The sequence below is a fragment of the Enterobacter soli ATCC BAA-2102 genome (assembly GCF_001654845.1).
GTDB classification, from domain to species: Bacteria; Pseudomonadota; Gammaproteobacteria; order Enterobacterales; family Enterobacteriaceae; genus Enterobacter; species Enterobacter soli.
The window spans coordinates 13,646-29,566 of the sequence record NZ_LXES01000046.1; the positions used below are offsets into that span (position 1 = coordinate 13,646).

The 15,921-nt window shown below is 54.9% G+C and carries 13 protein-coding genes; 10 read left to right on the top strand and 3 right to left on the bottom strand.

What is annotated here, in order from left to right; translation table 11 throughout:
* Positions 1-11 precede the first annotated feature (11 nt).
* On the bottom strand, positions 12-3,059 hold the full coding sequence (fdnG, locus tag M987_RS17085; RefSeq protein WP_088201863.1) for a formate dehydrogenase-N subunit alpha: 3,048 nt from the start codon (positions 3,057-3,059) through the stop codon (positions 12-14).
* 221 nt (positions 3,060-3,280) lie between these two features.
* On the opposite strand from fdnG, the gene yddG reads away from it, so the two are divergent.
* The 3 genes from yddG to M987_RS17105 all read left to right on the top strand — a co-directional run bounded on the left by yddG (position 3,281) and on the right by M987_RS17105 (position 6,385).
* On the top strand, positions 3,281-4,165 hold the full coding sequence (gene yddG / locus M987_RS17095) for an aromatic amino acid DMT transporter YddG (protein ID WP_014070361.1): 885 nt from the start codon (positions 3,281-3,283) through the stop codon (positions 4,163-4,165).
* A gap of 626 nt (positions 4,166-4,791) precedes the next feature.
* Positions 4,792-5,865 (top strand): porin OmpC, encoded by a 1,074-nt coding sequence (gene ompC / locus M987_RS17100; protein WP_014070362.1) that lies wholly within the window; start codon positions 4,792-4,794, stop codon positions 5,863-5,865.
* 79 nt (positions 5,866-5,944) lie between these two features.
* Positions 5,945-6,385 carry a GFA family protein gene (locus M987_RS17105; RefSeq protein ID WP_014070363.1) on the top strand — a complete coding sequence of 147 codons (441 nt, stop codon included), beginning with the start codon at positions 5,945-5,947 and terminating at the stop codon, positions 6,383-6,385.
* Here M987_RS17105 and M987_RS17110 read toward each other — a convergent pair.
* Positions 6,375-7,319 carry a LysR substrate-binding domain-containing protein gene (locus M987_RS17110; protein WP_014070364.1) on the bottom strand — a complete coding sequence of 315 codons (945 nt, stop codon included), beginning with the start codon at positions 7,317-7,319 and terminating at the stop codon, positions 6,375-6,377. The two genes, M987_RS17105 and M987_RS17110, sit on opposite strands and share 11 nt — an antisense overlap.
* A 171-nt stretch (positions 7,320-7,490) precedes the next feature.
* Here M987_RS17110 and M987_RS17115 point away from each other — a divergent pair, with 171 nt between their 5' ends.
* Genes M987_RS17115 through M987_RS17145 form a run of 7 tightly spaced genes read left to right on the top strand, consistent with a single transcriptional unit; the run spans position 7,491 to position 13,939 of the window.
* Positions 7,491-8,441 carry a branched-chain amino acid ABC transporter permease gene (locus M987_RS17115; protein WP_041162071.1) on the top strand — a complete coding sequence of 317 codons (951 nt, stop codon included), beginning with the start codon at positions 7,491-7,493 and terminating at the stop codon, positions 8,439-8,441.
* Positions 8,442-8,449: 8 nt separating this feature from the next.
* Positions 8,450-9,556: a branched-chain amino acid ABC transporter permease gene (locus M987_RS17120; RefSeq protein WP_014070366.1), complete on the top strand. Its 1,107-nt coding sequence runs from the start codon at positions 8,450-8,452 to the stop codon at positions 9,554-9,556.
* A complete protein-coding gene (locus tag M987_RS17125; RefSeq protein ID WP_014070367.1) occupies positions 9,553-10,320 on the top strand; it encodes an ABC transporter ATP-binding protein in 768 nt (255 codons plus the stop codon). The genes M987_RS17120 and M987_RS17125 overlap by 4 nt, the downstream gene beginning before the upstream one ends.
* Positions 10,313-11,032, top strand: a complete 720-nt coding sequence (locus M987_RS17130) for an ABC transporter ATP-binding protein (RefSeq protein WP_014070368.1) — start codon at positions 10,313-10,315, stop codon at positions 11,030-11,032. Before M987_RS17125 ends, M987_RS17130 begins: the two co-directional genes overlap by 8 nt.
* 26 nt (positions 11,033-11,058) lie before the next feature.
* Positions 11,059-12,216 carry a branched-chain amino acid ABC transporter substrate-binding protein gene (locus M987_RS17135; protein WP_014070369.1) on the top strand — a complete coding sequence of 386 codons (1,158 nt, stop codon included), beginning with the start codon at positions 11,059-11,061 and terminating at the stop codon, positions 12,214-12,216.
* A 17-nt stretch (positions 12,217-12,233) separates the two neighbouring features.
* Positions 12,234-12,716: an L-2-amino-thiazoline-4-carboxylic acid hydrolase gene (locus tag M987_RS17140; protein ID WP_014070370.1), complete on the top strand. Its 483-nt coding sequence runs from the start codon at positions 12,234-12,236 to the stop codon at positions 12,714-12,716.
* Positions 12,713-13,939, top strand: coding sequence for a Zn-dependent hydrolase (locus M987_RS17145; RefSeq protein WP_014070371.1), 1,227 nt, complete (start codon positions 12,713-12,715; stop codon positions 13,937-13,939). Before M987_RS17140 ends, M987_RS17145 begins: the two co-directional genes overlap by 4 nt.
* Positions 13,940-13,978: 39 nt before the next feature.
* On the opposite strand, the gene M987_RS17150 is transcribed toward M987_RS17145, so the two are convergent.
* Positions 13,979-15,862 carry a potassium transporter Kup gene (locus M987_RS17150; RefSeq protein ID WP_014070372.1) on the bottom strand — a complete coding sequence of 628 codons (1,884 nt, stop codon included), beginning with the start codon at positions 15,860-15,862 and terminating at the stop codon, positions 13,979-13,981.
* Between the last annotated feature and the right edge of the window lie 59 nt (positions 15,863-15,921).

The window sequence follows — 15,921 nt, forward strand, 5'->3', positions numbered from 1 at the left end:
TTATTCGCTCCTTACGCTTTCTCGATGTTGACCAGAAACGCTTTGTACTCCGGCGTTTGCGAGTTGGAATCGCCGACGTTCGGCGTCAGGGTGTTGGCGATATAACCTTTCTGCGCCACACCTTCAAAGCCCCAGTGCAGAGGAATACCGACGGTTTCCACCTGCTGACCATGCACGTTTAACGATTGCAGGCGGCGTGTCACCACCGCCACGGCGCGAATAAAACCGCGCTTGCTGCTGACCGTCACGCGGTCGCCATTGGCAATGCCTTTCGCTTTCGCCAGCGTTTCACTTATCTCCACAAACTGTTCCGGTTGCGCGATGGCATTAAGCCGTGCGTGCTTGGTCCAGGTGTGGAAATGCTCAGTCAGGCGGTAGGTTGTCCCCACGTATGGGAATTTGTCCTTCTTACCTAAGCGCAGCACATCGTCTTCATAGATACGCACAACCGGGCTTGAAACCACGTTCGGATGCAGTGGATTGGTGCCCAGCGGCGTTTCCATCGGCTCGTAGTGTTCCGGGAACGGACCTTCAGCCAGCTTATCGAGCGCAAAGAGTCGGCCTAAGCCCTCCTGCTGCATGATGAACGGCCCCGTTGCGCTACCCGGCGGCGCAGTGTTGAAGTCCGGGATGTCGTTACCCGTCCACTTCGATCCGTTCCACTGGATGAGCATCCGTTTCGGATCCCATGGCTTACCGTTGATATCCGCCGATGCGCGGTTGTACAGCACACGGCGGTTAAGCGGCCACGCCCAGGCCCAGCCCAGCGTATTGCCTAACCCTGAAGGGTCGGCGTTATCGCGGTTGGCCATCTGGTTGCCCTGCTCTGTCCAGCTACCGGCATAAATCCAGCAGGAGGACGCCGTGGTGCCGTCGTCACGCAGCAGCGCGAAACTGCTCAACAATTGCCCTTTCTTCGCCACCAGGTTGCCGGCTGCGTCATAGAGATCTGCCAGTGCAACGCCGTTGTTCTCTTTCGCCACCTCTTCAGATTCAGGGTGATCCGGCTGTTTGTAGTCCCAGCTCATCTTCAGCAGTGGCTCAACGCCCTTGCCGCCTTCGGTGCGGTACATCTCACGCAGGCGATGGTAGATCCCGGCCAGGATCTCGCCGTCATTACGCGCTTCACCCGGTGCATCCTGCCCTTTCCAGTGCCACTGTAACCAGCGGCCCGAGTTGGCAATCGAGCCATCTTCTTCAGCAAAGCAGGTTGATGGCAGGCGGAATACTTCGGTCTGAATCGACGCGGTATCCACGTCGTTCATCTCGCCGTGGTTTTGCCAGAAGTTCGAGGTTTCCGTTACCAGTGGATCGATAACCACCATGTACTTCAGCTTGCTCAGGCTGCGAACGACCTTGTTTTTGTCCGGGAAAGAGGCCACCGGGTTAAAGCCCTGGCAGATATAACCCGTGACGTTGCCCTTATCCATCATGTTGAAATACTTGATGACATCGTAGGCCTGATCCCATTTCGGCAGCCACTCAAAGCCCCAGTCGTTATCTTTCTGCGCCGCATCGCCGTAGAAGGATTTCATCAGGCTGACGAAGAACTTCGGATAGTTGCTCCAGTAGTTGACCTGGTCAGGCAGCGTGGCTTTTGGCGTGCTGGCAGCCAGATAGGTTTGCAGGTCTGGCTGTTTGTCCGACGGCAACGTCAGATAACCCGTCAGGCTGGTGGAGAGCAGTCCGAGATCGGTTAACCCTTGAATGTTCGAGTGACCACGAAGCGCGTTCACCCCGCCACCGGCCATCCCCATATTGCCAAGCAGCAGCTGGATCATCGCCATGGTGCGGATGTTCTGCGCACCCACGGTATGCTGTGTCCAGCCCAGCGCATACAGGAACGTGGTGGTTCTGTCGGCAGCACTGGTAGACGCCAGTACTTCACAGACTTTCAGGAAATCTGCTTTTGGCGTACCGCAGATGTTTTCGACAACATCCGGCGTATAGCGGGAAACGTGCTGTTTCAGCAGATTCCACACACAGCGTGGATCGGTCAGCGTCTCATCGCGTTTCGCATAACCGTTTTCATCGAGCTGGTAGTTCCAGGACGACTTATCGTATTGCCGTTTTTCCGCGTCATAACCGCTGAACAGCCCGTCATCAAAGGCAAAGTCATCCCGCACCAACAGGTTAGCGTTAGTGTAGTGTTTGACGTACTCAGCATTAATTTTGTTGTTTTCAATCAGGTACAGCAGCACACCAGACAGGAACGTAATGTCCGTACCGGAGCGAATAGGCGCATAAATATCCGCCACCGATGCCGTACGCGTAAAGCGCGGATCGACAACAATAAGCGTCGCATCGTTGTTGTTTTTCGCTTCCATCGCCCAGCGGAAACCCACCGGATGTGCTTCAGCGGCGTTACCGCCCATAACCATGACGACGTTAGCGTTTTTGATATCAACCCAGTGGTTGGTCATCGCACCGCGACCAAATGTTGGAGCAAGACTTGCTACCGTTGGTCCGTGTCAGACGCGCGCCTGGTTATCTACCGCCAGCATGCCGAGCGAACGCACAAATTTTTGCGTCAGCATCCCGGTTTCATTACTTGCCGCAGAGGCACACAACATCCCGGTGGAAAGCCAACGGTTAACCGTCACGCCCTGCGCGTTCTTTTCGATAAAGTTGGCATCGCGGTCGGCTTTCATTAGCTTCGCGATGCGGGAGAAGGCTTCATCCCACGAGATACGCTGCCATTTATCTGAACCTGGCGCGCGGTATTCCGGGTAGCGCAGGCGGTTTTCGCTGTGGACATAGTCCAGCAGGCCCGCCCCTTTCGGGCACAGTGCCCCGCGGCTCACCGGATGATCCGGATCACCTTCAATATGATAAATCGCTTCTTTGGCGTTCTTCGCGCCATCGCCCAGGCTAAACATTAATAGCCCGCATCCCACGGAGCAGTATGTGCAGGTGTTACGGATCTCATTGGCGCGCAGCAGTTTATAGTTGCGTGCCTGAGCCAGTGCCATTTTGGGAGCAAATCCCAACATCGCAGCTGTTGTTCCGGCCATACCGCCCGCGCAGATTTTGAAAAATTGTCTGCGGCTGACGTCCATTGCTGTCCTCTTTTTCTGATAAGACTTCGCGCCGCAAACTAACAGCAAAACCCCTGATTTTTTTGCGTCAAATCAATGTCGAACGGCATCGCCCCCTTAATAGTCGCGCCTGACGAAATTGAATAATCCTTTTGGGTTAAGCGCTTAACAGAATTATTCGCGGTAAACCGTGGAATAATGCTATAAATTTTTCCTTTATATTTGAGGGTAATGGCAAGGTAATGGACAGAAAAAGAGCAACGCTCATTGGGCTGGCGGCAATCCTGTTATGGAGCACGATGGTCGGGCTTATTCGCAGTGTCAGTGAAGGGCTGGGGCCGGTGGGCGGCGCGGCGATGATTTATACCATCAGCGGATTACTGTGTCTGGTGACGGTGGGTTTTCCTGATATTAGACGTTTCTCAACCCGATACCTTATTGCAGGCAGTGTTCTGTTTGTCAGTTATGAAATTTGCCTGGCGTTGTCTTTAGGTTATGCGGCAACACGGCCACAGGCGATTGAAGTCGGGATGGTCAATTATCTCTGGCCCAGCCTGACCATTGTGTTTGCGATTTTGTTTAATGGTCAAAAAACAAACCTGTGGGTGATCCCGGGATTAGCTATCTCGCTGCTGGGTGTGTGTTGGGTATTAGGAGGCGAACAGGGCCTGCATATTGATGAAATCATCAGCAATATTGTCTCCAGCCCGCTGAGCTATGCGCTGGCCTTTGCCGGGGCATTTATCTGGGCTGCCTACTGCACTGTCACCAGTAAATTTGCCAAAGGGCAAAATGGCATCACCCTCTTCGTATTGCTCACTGCCCTGAGCCTGTGGGTGAAATATGCCCTGAGTAGCCAGCCGGAAATGGTGTTCAGCGTTCCGGTGGTGGTGAAGCTATTAATGTGTGGCGTTGCGCTTGGGTTTGGCTATGCTTCGTGGAATATCGGCATTTTGCACGGCAATGTCACGGTGCTTGCTGCGGTATCCTATTTTACCCCTGTGTTATCGGCCGCACTGGCAGCAACACTGCTCAACGCTCCGCTCTCTTTCGCCTTCTGGCAAGGCGCGTTGATGGTCTGTGCCGGTTCATTGCTGTGCTGGTATGCCACACGAAATAAAGCCTGACAGCGTTCTGCCGGGCAATCTCTCAGCCCGGCGTAAATCCTGTAAAAATAAAACGTGATCGCGCCTCAAAATATTTACACGACGCATAGTTAATAGGTTTAAATTTTGTTTATATTTATCTCCCTTCGTAAATTCCTCTTCACGTTTTATTGACATTAATTGACAACGTCACGTAACTAATTCCCTGCAAATATTCACCTTGTATATAGCACTTATTGCAATAGTTTATTTCTGGATGTTTCATCAATTATCGCATAACAATTACGCAACAAACCTCATAACCCACTGTTTTAACGCCAACAACTATACATCATCTCAAATATTCTCCGAGTGACTACCAGTAATTACCTCGAAAAATAGGAACTCAATAAAACTATACCCATGGCAATTATTCGCGGCTGAAAATAGTGCTTTTCTGTGTATTAATTAGTCAAAACACTCCGAATATTGGCAATTTTTCAGATCAGGATCACACTAATTGAAATTATCGCTAATAATTTGAAACTTATTATTGAAACGAAGCTACAAGATTTTTAAAAATAACATGCCATTGACGAACAGCCTCGTTTAGAAATCGTTCAATTTGGCTCAGGAATACCTAAAGAAAATTATAAGGATTATTTAAGATGAAACTTAAATTAGTTGCAGTGGCAGTGACTTCCATGTTGGCGGCGGGTGTTGTAAACGCGGCTGAAGTTTATAACAAAGACGGTAACAAGCTGGATCTGTACGGTAAAGTAACAGGTCTGCACTATTTCTCTGATGATTCCGGCAACGACGGTGACAAAACCTACGTTCGTCTGGGCTTCAAAGGTGAAACTCAGATCAACGACCAGATGAGCGGTTACGGCCAGTGGGAATATGAGTTCAAGGGCAACCGCTCTGAATCAGAAGGCTCTGACGGCAACAAAACCCGTCTGGCATTCGCAGGTCTGAAATTCAACGAATTCGGTTCTTTCGACTACGGTCGTAACTACGGTGTTGCTTACGACATCGGCGCATGGACTGACGTTCTGCCAGAATTCGGTGGTGATACCTGGACCCAGACTGATGGCTTTATGACTGGCCGTACTACTGGCGTTGCAACCTACCGTAACACCGACTTCTTCGGTCTGGTTGACGGTCTGAACTTCGCTGCTCAGTACCAGGGTAAAAACGACGACCGTGACATCACCGAAGCGAACGGTGACGGCTGGGGTCTGTCTTCTACCTACGAAATGAACGGTTTCGGCGTGGGTGCGACCTATGCGAAATCTGACCGTACTGACCTGCAAGTTCGTTCTGCAAGCAACCTGAATGCTGGCGGCGAGAACGCAGAAGTTTGGGCTGCTGGCCTGAAATACGATGCGAACAACATCTACCTGGCAACCACCTACTCCGAAACTCGCAACATGACCAACTTCGGTGACGGTTATATCGCGAACAAAGCACAGAACTTCGAAGTTGTTGCTCAGTACCAGTTCGATTTCGGTCTGCGTCCATCCATCGCTTACCTGAAATCCAAAGGTAAAGACATCGGTTCTTACGGCGACCAGGATCTGGTTGAATACGTAGACCTGGGTGCGACCTACTACTTCAACAAAAACATGTCTACCTATGTTGATTACAAAATCAACCTGGTTGACGACAACAGCTTCACCAAAGCTGCTGGTGTTTCTACCGACAACATCGTTGCACTGGGTCTGACCTACCAGTTCTAAGATTTGTCAGTATAAAAAGGCCAGCCCTCGTGGCTGGCTTTTTTTATCCGGTTTTACTGGCGTGATAAAGGAGTACGCCATGCACATATTCAAAGGACGCTGTTTATGTGGGATGAGCCAGTTCAGTGTGAGTCTCACCAATTTCGACGTGTATGCCTGCCATTGTACGTTGTGCCAGAAATGGTCCGGCGGTATCGCCATGTATCTGGAAGCGCAAGGCCATCCTCTGGTCGAGGACGATTCCATCGCCCCTTCTCATTTTTCGTCCTCTCCACGTGGCGAACGCTGGTTCTGCCCGGGCTGCGGCTGCCCACTGTGGTTTGAATTAACCTCATCCGCACGCTACTTCATTCCCTGGACACTGCTGGAGATGAGCGAAGATGAACGTCGCCGCCTGGTGCTGGCTGCCGAAATTTATACCGAAACCCAGCCCGCGTTCTGGGGATTAACCGGGCAATACGCGCGCTTTAGCGGGGCGGAAATTGAAGCGCAGGATAAAAGCTGTCTGCTTACGCTGTAGCCTGTTCACTGCCCGCCGCACGGCGTAGCCAGTTTTGCAGGAGCTTACCGTCCTCGGTCATTTCTGTATCTGAGCGTACGCACAGGTAATAGTCGCGACCGTCATCGATAGGCAAATCGAAAACTTTCACCAGTTCCCCACTTTCAAGATACGGCGCGATAAGCGGTTCGCGCATCAGCGCACAGCCAAGCCCGGCCTGAACACCCGCCAGCGTCAGCAGGCCATCTTCAAACATCGGGCCGCTTCGTCGTGGCGGGCGCTTTACCCCCTGTAACATAAACCACTGCTGCCAGGTACTGCGCTCCTCATCATGCAATAACGGCATTTGCAACAGTTGTTCCGGCGTGTCGATGTGCCCGTGAATACGTAAAAAAGCCCGGCTGCACACCGGTACCATCTGCCCGGAAATCAGTTTTTCACTCTGGTAACCCGCCCACTGCCCATTCCCAAAACGAATCGACATATCCGAGGCATCGCTCAGGTAGTTGCGGTGGTTGGCATACACCACGTTAATTTCAGTCTGCGGGTTCGCGCGCATAAAGGCAGGCAAGCGCGGGATAAACCAGCCCATGCCAAACAGCGGGATCAGGCTGATGGTGACCTGCCGCGTCTGCGACTGTTCCACCAGATGTTCCGTGGCCTGGCGCAGCACGTTAAACGCGGCCCGGATCGAGCGGTAATAATCGCGCCCTTGCTGGCTCAGCACCAGCCTGCGCCCCTGACGCTCCGTAAGCGGCATTTGCAAATACCCTTCCAGCACCCTGAGTTGATGACTCACGGCGGATGGTGAAATCGCCAGCTCCTGCGCGGCCTGCGTCACGCTGCCGAGCCTGGCAATAGCTTCAAACGCGCGCACGGCCCGCAGGGGGGGATCGTTAGCAAGACGAGTATCGGCAAAGACAGACTGGCCTGCCGATTGTTCTGTTTTATTCATATGTTGATTTCTTTAGACCGTTCACCCGATCGGGTGACTTTGTTAATCTTATATAAATCATAAAGATAAAACGATACCGGTTTATCATAAGAAATAATATATGTGTATTTTACAATTTAATTCAATTATTAGATGGTAGCCGCTGAAAGAGCAATTTGTCGGGTACGAACGTTGGATACACTCATACAACAACTGATCAACGGTGTGATGCTGGGAAGCATCTACGCGCTGATCGCGCTGGGCTATACGATGGTGTATGGCATCTTGCGCATTATTAACTTTGCCCACGGCGATATTCTGATGGTCGGTGCGCTCACCACGCTTTCTGCCATTAACGTCCTGAATAACACCTTCCCGCATATGCCGCTGTTGCTTCAGTTGGGCTGTGCGCTGCTGATCGCGATGGCTGTCTGCGCCCTGCTGGCAATGGCAGTTGAACGCTTTGCCTACCGCCGCCTGCGCAACGCACCGCGTCTTGCACCGCTGATCTCCGGGATTGGCGTTTCGGTATTGCTGCAAACCGTGGCGATGATCGTCTGGACGCGCAATCCGCTGATGTTCCCGCAGATCCTGCCGATGGACCCGATTGCCGTCACCGCAGGCAGCGAAGCCCATCCTCCAGCCATTGTCACCGTAACCGGTATTGTGACCGTGGTGCTGGCGCTGGTCGTCATGACTGCACTGTGGTTGCTGGTTGAATACACCCGTCTTGGACGCGGGATGCGTGCGGTTGCCGAAAATCCCCGCGTCGCCACGCTGATGGGCGTTAACCCTAACGCGATTATCACTCTGACCTTCGCCATTGGCGGCGTGTTTGCCGCACTGGCGGGCGTGATGATGGCCAGCAACTATGGCAATGCCAGTTTCTCGATGGGCTTTTTACCGGGGATCAAAGCTTTCACGGCCGCCGTGCTGGGCGGTATCGGCAATATCCGTGGCGCGATGGTCGGCGGGATTTTACTCGGCATCATCGAAGCGCTGGGCGCAGGCTATCTCGGTGAACTCACCAACGGCGTTTTCGGCAGTAACTACCAGGACGTATTTGCGTTCATGGTGCTGATCCTGGTGCTGGTCTTCCGTCCGGCTGGCCTGCTCGGCGAACGTGTGGCGCACAGGGCATAAGGAACACTATGACAACCGTACAATTACAGACTCCTGTCGCAACCCGCAAATTCTGGTCAGGAATGACCTTGTTTTGCCTCGCCCTGTTGCTTGCCCCAATTGTTGCCAGCCAGCTTGGCGGTAACTACTGGGTGCGGGTGATCGACTTTGCTCTGCTCTACATCATGCTGGCGCTGGGGCTGAACATCGTAGTCGGCTACACCGGGCTACTGGATATGGGCTTTATCGCCTTTTACGCGGTGGGGGCGTATCTGGCCGCCCTGCTGGCCTCACCGCATCTGCTTGAGGTTTTCCCAATCCTCGCCGTCTGGTTCCCGGACGGACTGCACACGTCGTATCTGCTGATTATTCCGCTCGCCGCCCTCGTTGCTGCGGTGTGTGGCATTGTACTTGGCGCACCGACGCTGAAGCTGCGCGGGGATTATCTGGCGATCGTGACGCTGGGCTTTGGCGAGATTATCCGCATCCTGATGCGTAACCTCGACCGCCCGGTCAATATTACCAACGGCGCGAAAGGCATTACCGGTGTGGATACGCTGAACCTGTTCGGCCTGAAGTTCAGCGGCGTGTATCACTGGTTTGGCGTTAAGGTGCCTGCACTGTGGTTGTGGTACTACCTGCTGATGCTGGTGATTGTGGCGATCATTTTCGTTTGCCTGCGCCTGCAACACTCCCGCATTGGCCGCGCCTGGCACGCCATCCGTGAAGATGAAGACGTGGCCCGCGCGATGGGGATCAACGTGCGCAACTATAAGCTGCTGGCCTTTGCCATGGGGGCTTCTTTTGGCGGCGTGGCGGGCGCGCTGTTTGGCGCATTCCAGGGCTTTGTCTCGCCGGAATCCTTTACCTTGCAGGAGTCTATTGCCGTACTGGCAATGGTGGTGCTGGGCGGTATGGGACACATCCCCGGCGTTATCCTCGGTGCGGTGCTGCTGACCGCCCTGCCGGAACTGCTGCGCAGCCAGGCGGCCCCTGTACAGCAGGCGCTGTTCGGCACGGTGCTGATTGACCCGGAAATTCTCCGTCAGCTGTTTTACGGCCTGGCGCTGGTGCTGGTGATGCTCCTTCGTCCGTCCGGGATCTGGCCGGTACGCCACAAGGAGGTAAAAGCATGAGTCTGCTCACCGTTCGCAACATGTCCAAACGCTTCGTCGGCCTGACCGCCGTGGACGATGTTTCACTCTCAATCAACAAGGGTGAGATTTACGGTCTGATTGGCCCTAACGGTGCGGGAAAAACCACCTGCTTTAACCTGATAACCGGCTTATACCCGGCCGACAGCGGCGAATTCCTGATTGCCGACAAACCCTATTTCCCGAAGCAGATCGAGAAAGTGACTGCCGCCGGGATCGCACGCACCTTCCAGAACGTGCGTCTGTTCAACCAGATGTCGGTGCTGGAAAACGTGATGGTTGGCCGCCATGTACGCACCCGCAACGGTCTGTGGGCTGCCCTGAGCCGCCACAAGCGCGCACGGGCAGAGGAAACCGACACCCGCGAGCAAGCCTGGCACTGGCTGGAATATACCGGCATTGCAAAATTTGCCCACTATCGCGCCTGCGACCTGGCTTACGGCCACCAACGTCGGCTGGAGATCGCCCGTGCGCTGGCCACCGATCCGCTGCTGCTGGCGCTCGACGAACCGGCAGCCGGGATGAACGCGGCAGAGAAAGTGGCACTCGGCGAACTGCTTACCCGCATTCGTGACGACGGTAAAACCCTGTTGATGATCGAGCATGACGTCAAACTGGTGATGGGGATCTGCGACCGTCTGACGGTTCTTGATTATGGCAAAACGCTCGCCAGCGGCACGCCGGACAGCGTACGTCGCGACCCGGCCGTGATCGCCGCCTGGCTTGGAGGCAACGCGCATGTCTGAGTTATTAAAGGTTGAACGTCTTGACGTGCATTACGGCGGCATTCAGGCAGTACGCGATGTCTCCTTTACCCTGCACGAAGGCGAACAGGCCACGCTGATCGGCGCCAACGGCGCAGGGAAAAGCTCCACCGTACGCGCCATTACGGGGCTGGAAAATTTCACCGGCAGCATCACCTTCAGCGGCAAAGATGTGCGTAAACATAAGCCAGAGACCCTGCTGCGGGACGGGCTGGTGATGGTTCCCGAAGGGCGCGGCATCTTCGCCCGCATGACGGTACTGGAAAACTTGCAGATGGGTGCCTGGCTAAGGCGTGACACTGTCACAGTTAAACATGAAATGAACGCGATATTTGAACGCTTCCCGCGCCTTGGCGAACGCCAGCACCAGCTGGCGGGGTTGCTTTCCGGCGGGGAACAACAGCTGCTGGCGCTTAACCGCGCCCTGCTCAGCCGCCCGCGCCTGCTGATCCTCGATGAACCGTCGATGGGGCTGGCACCGAAAATGGTAGAGAACATTTTTGCCGTCATTTCCGGGCTGCGTGAACGCGGCGTGGCCCTGCTGCTCATTGAACAAAACGCGCGCCTGGCGCTGGAAGTGACCGACAACGCGTGGGTCATGGACAGCGGCAGCATCGTTCATCATGGCGCGTCGAAAGCCATGCTGGACGACGACCAGATTGCACAGATTTATTTGGGCGAAATGCCCGTTTAACACACCAACCAACATCAGGGAAAACAATGAAAACAGTAAAAATCAGTGCGCTCAGCGCCGCCATTCTGCTCAGTGGTTTTGCCTCAACGGGAGCATGGGCAGCGGATAGCGAAACCGTTGTTATTGGCCTGGCTGGCCCGTTAACCGGTCCGTCTGCCCGTATCGGTAAGGATCTGGAAAACGGCGCACAACTGGCTATCGACGATATCAACAAACAGCATCCGACCATCGGCGGCAAAGCTGTCACTTTCAAACTGCAATCCGAAGACGATCAGTCTGACCCACGTACCGCCGTAGCGGTCGCGCAGCGTCTGGTCGACAGCGGCGTGGCAGGTGTGGTGGGCCACTGGAACACCGGCACCAGTATTCCGGCCGCGCGCGTATATCACGATGCCGGTATCGCGCAAGTTGCCCCTGTTGCCACCGGTCACGCCTATACCAAACAGGGCTTCGACACCAGTTTCCGCGTGATGGGCCATGACGATGACGGCGGCCAGTTTGCCGGGCAGTACGCGGTAAACACCCTGAAGGCGAAACGCATTGCGGTGATCGACGACCGTACCGCGTTTGGTCAGGGTCTGGCCGACGAGTTCATTAAATCGCTGGAAGCCCAGGGCGTGAAGATTGTTGACCGCCAGTACGTTGATGACAAAACCGTGGATTTCAGCGCCGTCCTGACCGCGATCCGCAGTAAAAACGCTGACCTGATCTTCTTCGGCGGCGTGGACAGCCAGGCCGCACCGCTGGCGCGACGTATCAAACAGCTCGGCATGAATGCCACCCTGATGGGCGCTGGCGGATTCGTCAGCCAGACCTTCCTGCAACTGGCACAGAAAGAAGGCGAAGGCGTTGTGGCGCTGGAGCCAGGTCTGCCGGTTGATCAGATGCCGGGCGGTAAAGCGTTCGAGCAGGCATATCAGTCCCGTTACCACACCCACATCGAGCTGCACGCGCCGTTCGCCTATGACGCTACCCGAGTGCTGGTTGCCGCGATGGAAAAAGCCAACTCCGTTGACCCGTCTGAATACCTGCCCGCCCTTCGTGCCATTAACTACTCTGGCGTCACCGGACAGATTGCGTTTGATAACGAAGGTAACCTGAAAGCGCCGTCCTTCACCGTTTACAAAGTGGTGGATGGCAAATGGCAGCCGCAGACCGTACTGGGCGGCACCAAAGCGAAGTAACGCAGTGAGGCAATGTGATGAGTGATAATAATGAGCTGGGCATTCTCGCCCGCCGTAAAATTGAAGCAGAAATTATTAAGCCAATTTATGAAATCCTGGTGCGCGAGATAGGGAAAACCCGCGCCCAAGCGGTGATTGGCGAGGCTATTGAACAGGCCGCTATCGATGCAGGTAAAGAATTCGCCAGCAAAGAGCCCAACGGCGCGGATGTGAAAAGTTTTATCGCCCTGCAATATCTGTGGGAGAAAGACAACGCGCTGGACGTCAAAGTGATCGACGCCGACGATCAGCAGTACAACTACAACGTGACCCGTTGCCGCTACGCCGAGATGTACCACGAGATGGGGCTAGGCGAAATCGGGCATCTGCTCTCCTGCGCCCGCGATGAGAAATTCATTGTGGGTTATGCGCCGGATGTGGAGCTGACCCGCACGTCCACCATCATGCAGGGAGGTTCATGTTGCGACTTCCGCTATCGCAGCACAAAGGACAAAGTATGATCCGTGTAAACGCAGAGCGCTTGTGGGCCACGCTGGAAATGATGGCGCAAATCGGCGGTACGCCCGCCGGTGGCGTCACCCGTCTGGCGTTAAGCGAAGAAGACCGGATCGCACGCAATTTGCTGCGTGACTGGGCGCTGGACGCCGGTTTTACCTGTGATGTGGACAGCATGGGCAACATGTTTATCCGCCGCGCCGGGAAAAACCGGGCTCTGGCTCCGGTGATGACCGGATCGCACGTTGATTCTCAACCGCTTGGTGGGAACTACGACGGGATTTACGGCGTGCTCGCCGGGCTTGAGCTGCTGCGTACCCTGAACGATAACCAGGTGGAAACCGAGCGCGATATCGTACTGGTGAACTGGACCAACGAAGAAGGCGCGCGCTTTGCTCCGGCGATGCTCTCATCCGGTGTCTGGACCGGGCAGTTCAGCGAAGCATATGCCCACGCCCGGGCCGATAACGCGGGGATCACCGTTGGTGAAGCGCTTGACGCTATCGGCTATCGCGGTGAGCAACCTTCACAGGCATTTCCGGTTCACGCCTGTTACGAGCTGCACATCGAACAGGGGCCGATTCTGGAGGATGAAGCCATTGATATCGGGCTGGTGCGGGCCGCAATGGGCCAGCGCTGGTTTACCATTACCCTGGACGGTTTTGCCGCTCATGCGGGTACGACCCCGATGCACAGCCGACGCGATGCATTAACCGCCTTTGCCGAACTGGCATTAAAGGTGGAAGAGATTGGTTATCAGCATCAGCCAGATGGCCGCGCCACTATCGGCATGGCGCAGGTCACGCCGAACTCGCGTAACGTGGTGCCGTCTCGCGTGGTGTGCAGCGTGGAGTTTCGCCACCCGGTGCAGGATGCGCTTGAAGCGATGGAGTCGGCACTGCATCAGGCTGCGGAATCGCTGGCTGCACGCGGCGTTACCGCCACCGTTGAGCGCATTTTTGACTACGCGCCAATTGCCTTTAACCCGCAGTGTCTGGCCCGCACAGAGCAGGCCGTGGCGGCGCTGGGGTATTCATCAAAACCGATGGTATCCGGTGCGGGGCATGACACCTGTTATGTCAGCAAAATTGCTCCGGCGAGCATGATTTTCATCCCGTGCGTGAAAGGCATCAGCCATAACGAAGCAGAAAAGATCCTGCCAGAATGGTCAGAGAAAGGGGCGAATGTGCTGTTGCACAGCGTGCTGGCGGCGGCTCAGGAGCAATAACACTGTGCGAAAGCAGATACGCTCTGCTTTCGCCAGAACCTAGATCGCCACGCGTCGGCTGATTTCGACCACCCGGTCGCTCGGCAGATGGTAGTGATTGATAACATGGGTACAGTTGCGCTTCATAAAGGCAAAGATGTGGCGTTGCCAGACCGCCATCCCCGCAGAGCCCTCACCCGCGACAATAGTTTCATGCCCGACGTACCAGGTTGCATCATCGGTTGCAAATATCGCGTTGATTTCACTTATCCCTTGCAGCAAATGCGGGATATCCGGGTGCTCCATAAAACCGTATTGCGCGATACCATGCCAGTATCCCGGGGCGCGTTGCATCACTTCGATTCGCTGTTCATCATCCACGTAAGGCACATTAAGAATATCAATAGTCAGGGACAGCACCTCGCGCTGCAAGGCCCGGTTTCGTGCCACATGCCAGCGCATCACGGGCGGGATGTTATCCCGGGTGCGCGTTAAAAAGATGGCCGAGCCCGCCACTCTGGGCACCTCTTTTTGCGCAAGCGCCGAAAAGAAACCATCGACACTGATCCCTTTCTCGCCAATCGCCTTTGCTACCGCCTTAATCCCGCGATTCCAGATCAGCATAACGGTGCAGATGGCTGCGGCCAGCAGCAGCGGGATATAACCCCCTTCAAGGACTTTAATCATATTGGCGAATAAGAAACTGGTATCGATGACGAAAAACACCATGGCGATCGCTGCACTGCTGAACAGGCTCCAGCGCCATATTTCACGCATGGCCACAAACAGCAGGCCGGTGGTCATCAGCATGGTTAACGACACGGCGATGCCATAGGCGGCAGCAAGTTTGTCGGACGACTCAAAGAACACGACCAGCCCGATGGTCACCACCATCAGCAGCCAGTTGATCGCACCGATATAAATCTGCCCGTAGCTTTCGGCGGCAGTCTGTTTGATCCGCAAGCGCGGTAGCCAGCCCAGTTGTATCGCCTGGCGGGTCATCGAGAAGGCGCCGGTAATAATCGCCTGGCTGGCAATAATGGTCGCCAGTGCCGCAAGAACGATCAGCGGAACCTGGAGCGCGCCGGGGCACAGCATAAAGAAGACGTTTTTGGTGCTGTCTGCACCCGCCAGGATCAGCGCCGATTGCCCGGCATAATTGAGCAGCAGCGCGGGGAAGACCACCCCGTACCAGGCCAGCCAGATAGGTTTTTTACCAAAATGGCCCATATCTGCATACAAGGCTTCCGCACCGGTGACACAGAGGAATACCCCGCCTAACACCAGAAAACTGGTAAAGCCATTAGAGAGTAAAAAGGTGATGCCGTAGTACGGATTCAGGGCCAGCAACACCGCCGGATGCTGCACTATACCCCATATGCCCAGCGCGGCGATGGTGAAAAACCACAACGCCATGATCGGGCCAAAAATTTTGCCAATTCTGGCGGTGCCAAAGGGCTGAATAAAAAAGAGTGCCAGTAAAATGGCAACCGTTGCAGGCAGGATAAAGGGTTTAGACTCCGGGATCACAATCTCTAAGCCTTCAAGCGCAGAGAGCACGGAGATGGCCGGGGTGATCGCCCCGTCACCGTAAATCAGCGCAGCCCCGATAAGCGCCGCGAAGATCACCCAGCGCCCGCCTTTTCCCTTTTCAACCAGCAATGACATTAACGCCATGATGCCGCCCTCGCCGTGGTTATCAATGCGCATGGCGAACGCGGCATATTTAACCGAGGTGACCAGGATAAGCGTCCAGGTAATCAGCGAAAGCAAGCCTAAAATGACCGCGGGTGTTGGGTCATGCCCGGACAACGACAGCACCGTTTTGAAGGTATAGAGCGGGCTGGTGCCGATATCACCGAACACCACACCAAGCGCACTGCCCGCAAGCAACACAACCCGAGGGGATGCGGACGATGTTTCACTGCTGTTGAGCAGGTTCATATAATCCAGCGTGGGTTTGATAATCCTTTAAAAATCATAGCCCACATCCCCTTTTCACG

Excerpts from the sequence above, each read along its gene's own strand:
- M987_RS17145 (WP_014070371.1), top strand. The coding sequence starts at position 12,713 with ATGATCCGTGTAAACGCAGAGCGCTTGTGGGCCACGCTGGAAATGATG.
- M987_RS17110 (WP_014070364.1), bottom strand. The coding sequence starts at position 7,319 with ATGAATAAAACAGAACAATCGGCAGGCCAGTCTGTCTTTGCCGATACT.
- M987_RS17150 (WP_014070372.1), bottom strand. The coding sequence starts at position 15,862 with ATGAACCTGCTCAACAGCAGTGAAACATCGTCCGCATCCCCTCGGGTT.
- M987_RS17125 (WP_014070367.1), top strand. The coding sequence starts at position 9,553 with ATGAGTCTGCTCACCGTTCGCAACATGTCCAAACGCTTCGTCGGCCTG.
- M987_RS17140 (WP_014070370.1), top strand. The coding sequence starts at position 12,234 with ATGAGTGATAATAATGAGCTGGGCATTCTCGCCCGCCGTAAAATTGAA.
- M987_RS17105 (WP_014070363.1), top strand. The coding sequence starts at position 5,945 with ATGCACATATTCAAAGGACGCTGTTTATGTGGGATGAGCCAGTTCAGT.
- M987_RS17130 (WP_014070368.1), top strand. The coding sequence starts at position 10,313 with ATGTCTGAGTTATTAAAGGTTGAACGTCTTGACGTGCATTACGGCGGC.
- M987_RS17135 (WP_014070369.1), top strand. The coding sequence starts at position 11,059 with ATGAAAACAGTAAAAATCAGTGCGCTCAGCGCCGCCATTCTGCTCAGT.
- ompC (WP_014070362.1), top strand. The coding sequence starts at position 4,792 with ATGAAACTTAAATTAGTTGCAGTGGCAGTGACTTCCATGTTGGCGGCG.
- M987_RS17120 (WP_014070366.1), top strand. The coding sequence starts at position 8,450 with ATGACAACCGTACAATTACAGACTCCTGTCGCAACCCGCAAATTCTGG.
- yddG (WP_014070361.1), top strand. The coding sequence starts at position 3,281 with ATGGACAGAAAAAGAGCAACGCTCATTGGGCTGGCGGCAATCCTGTTA.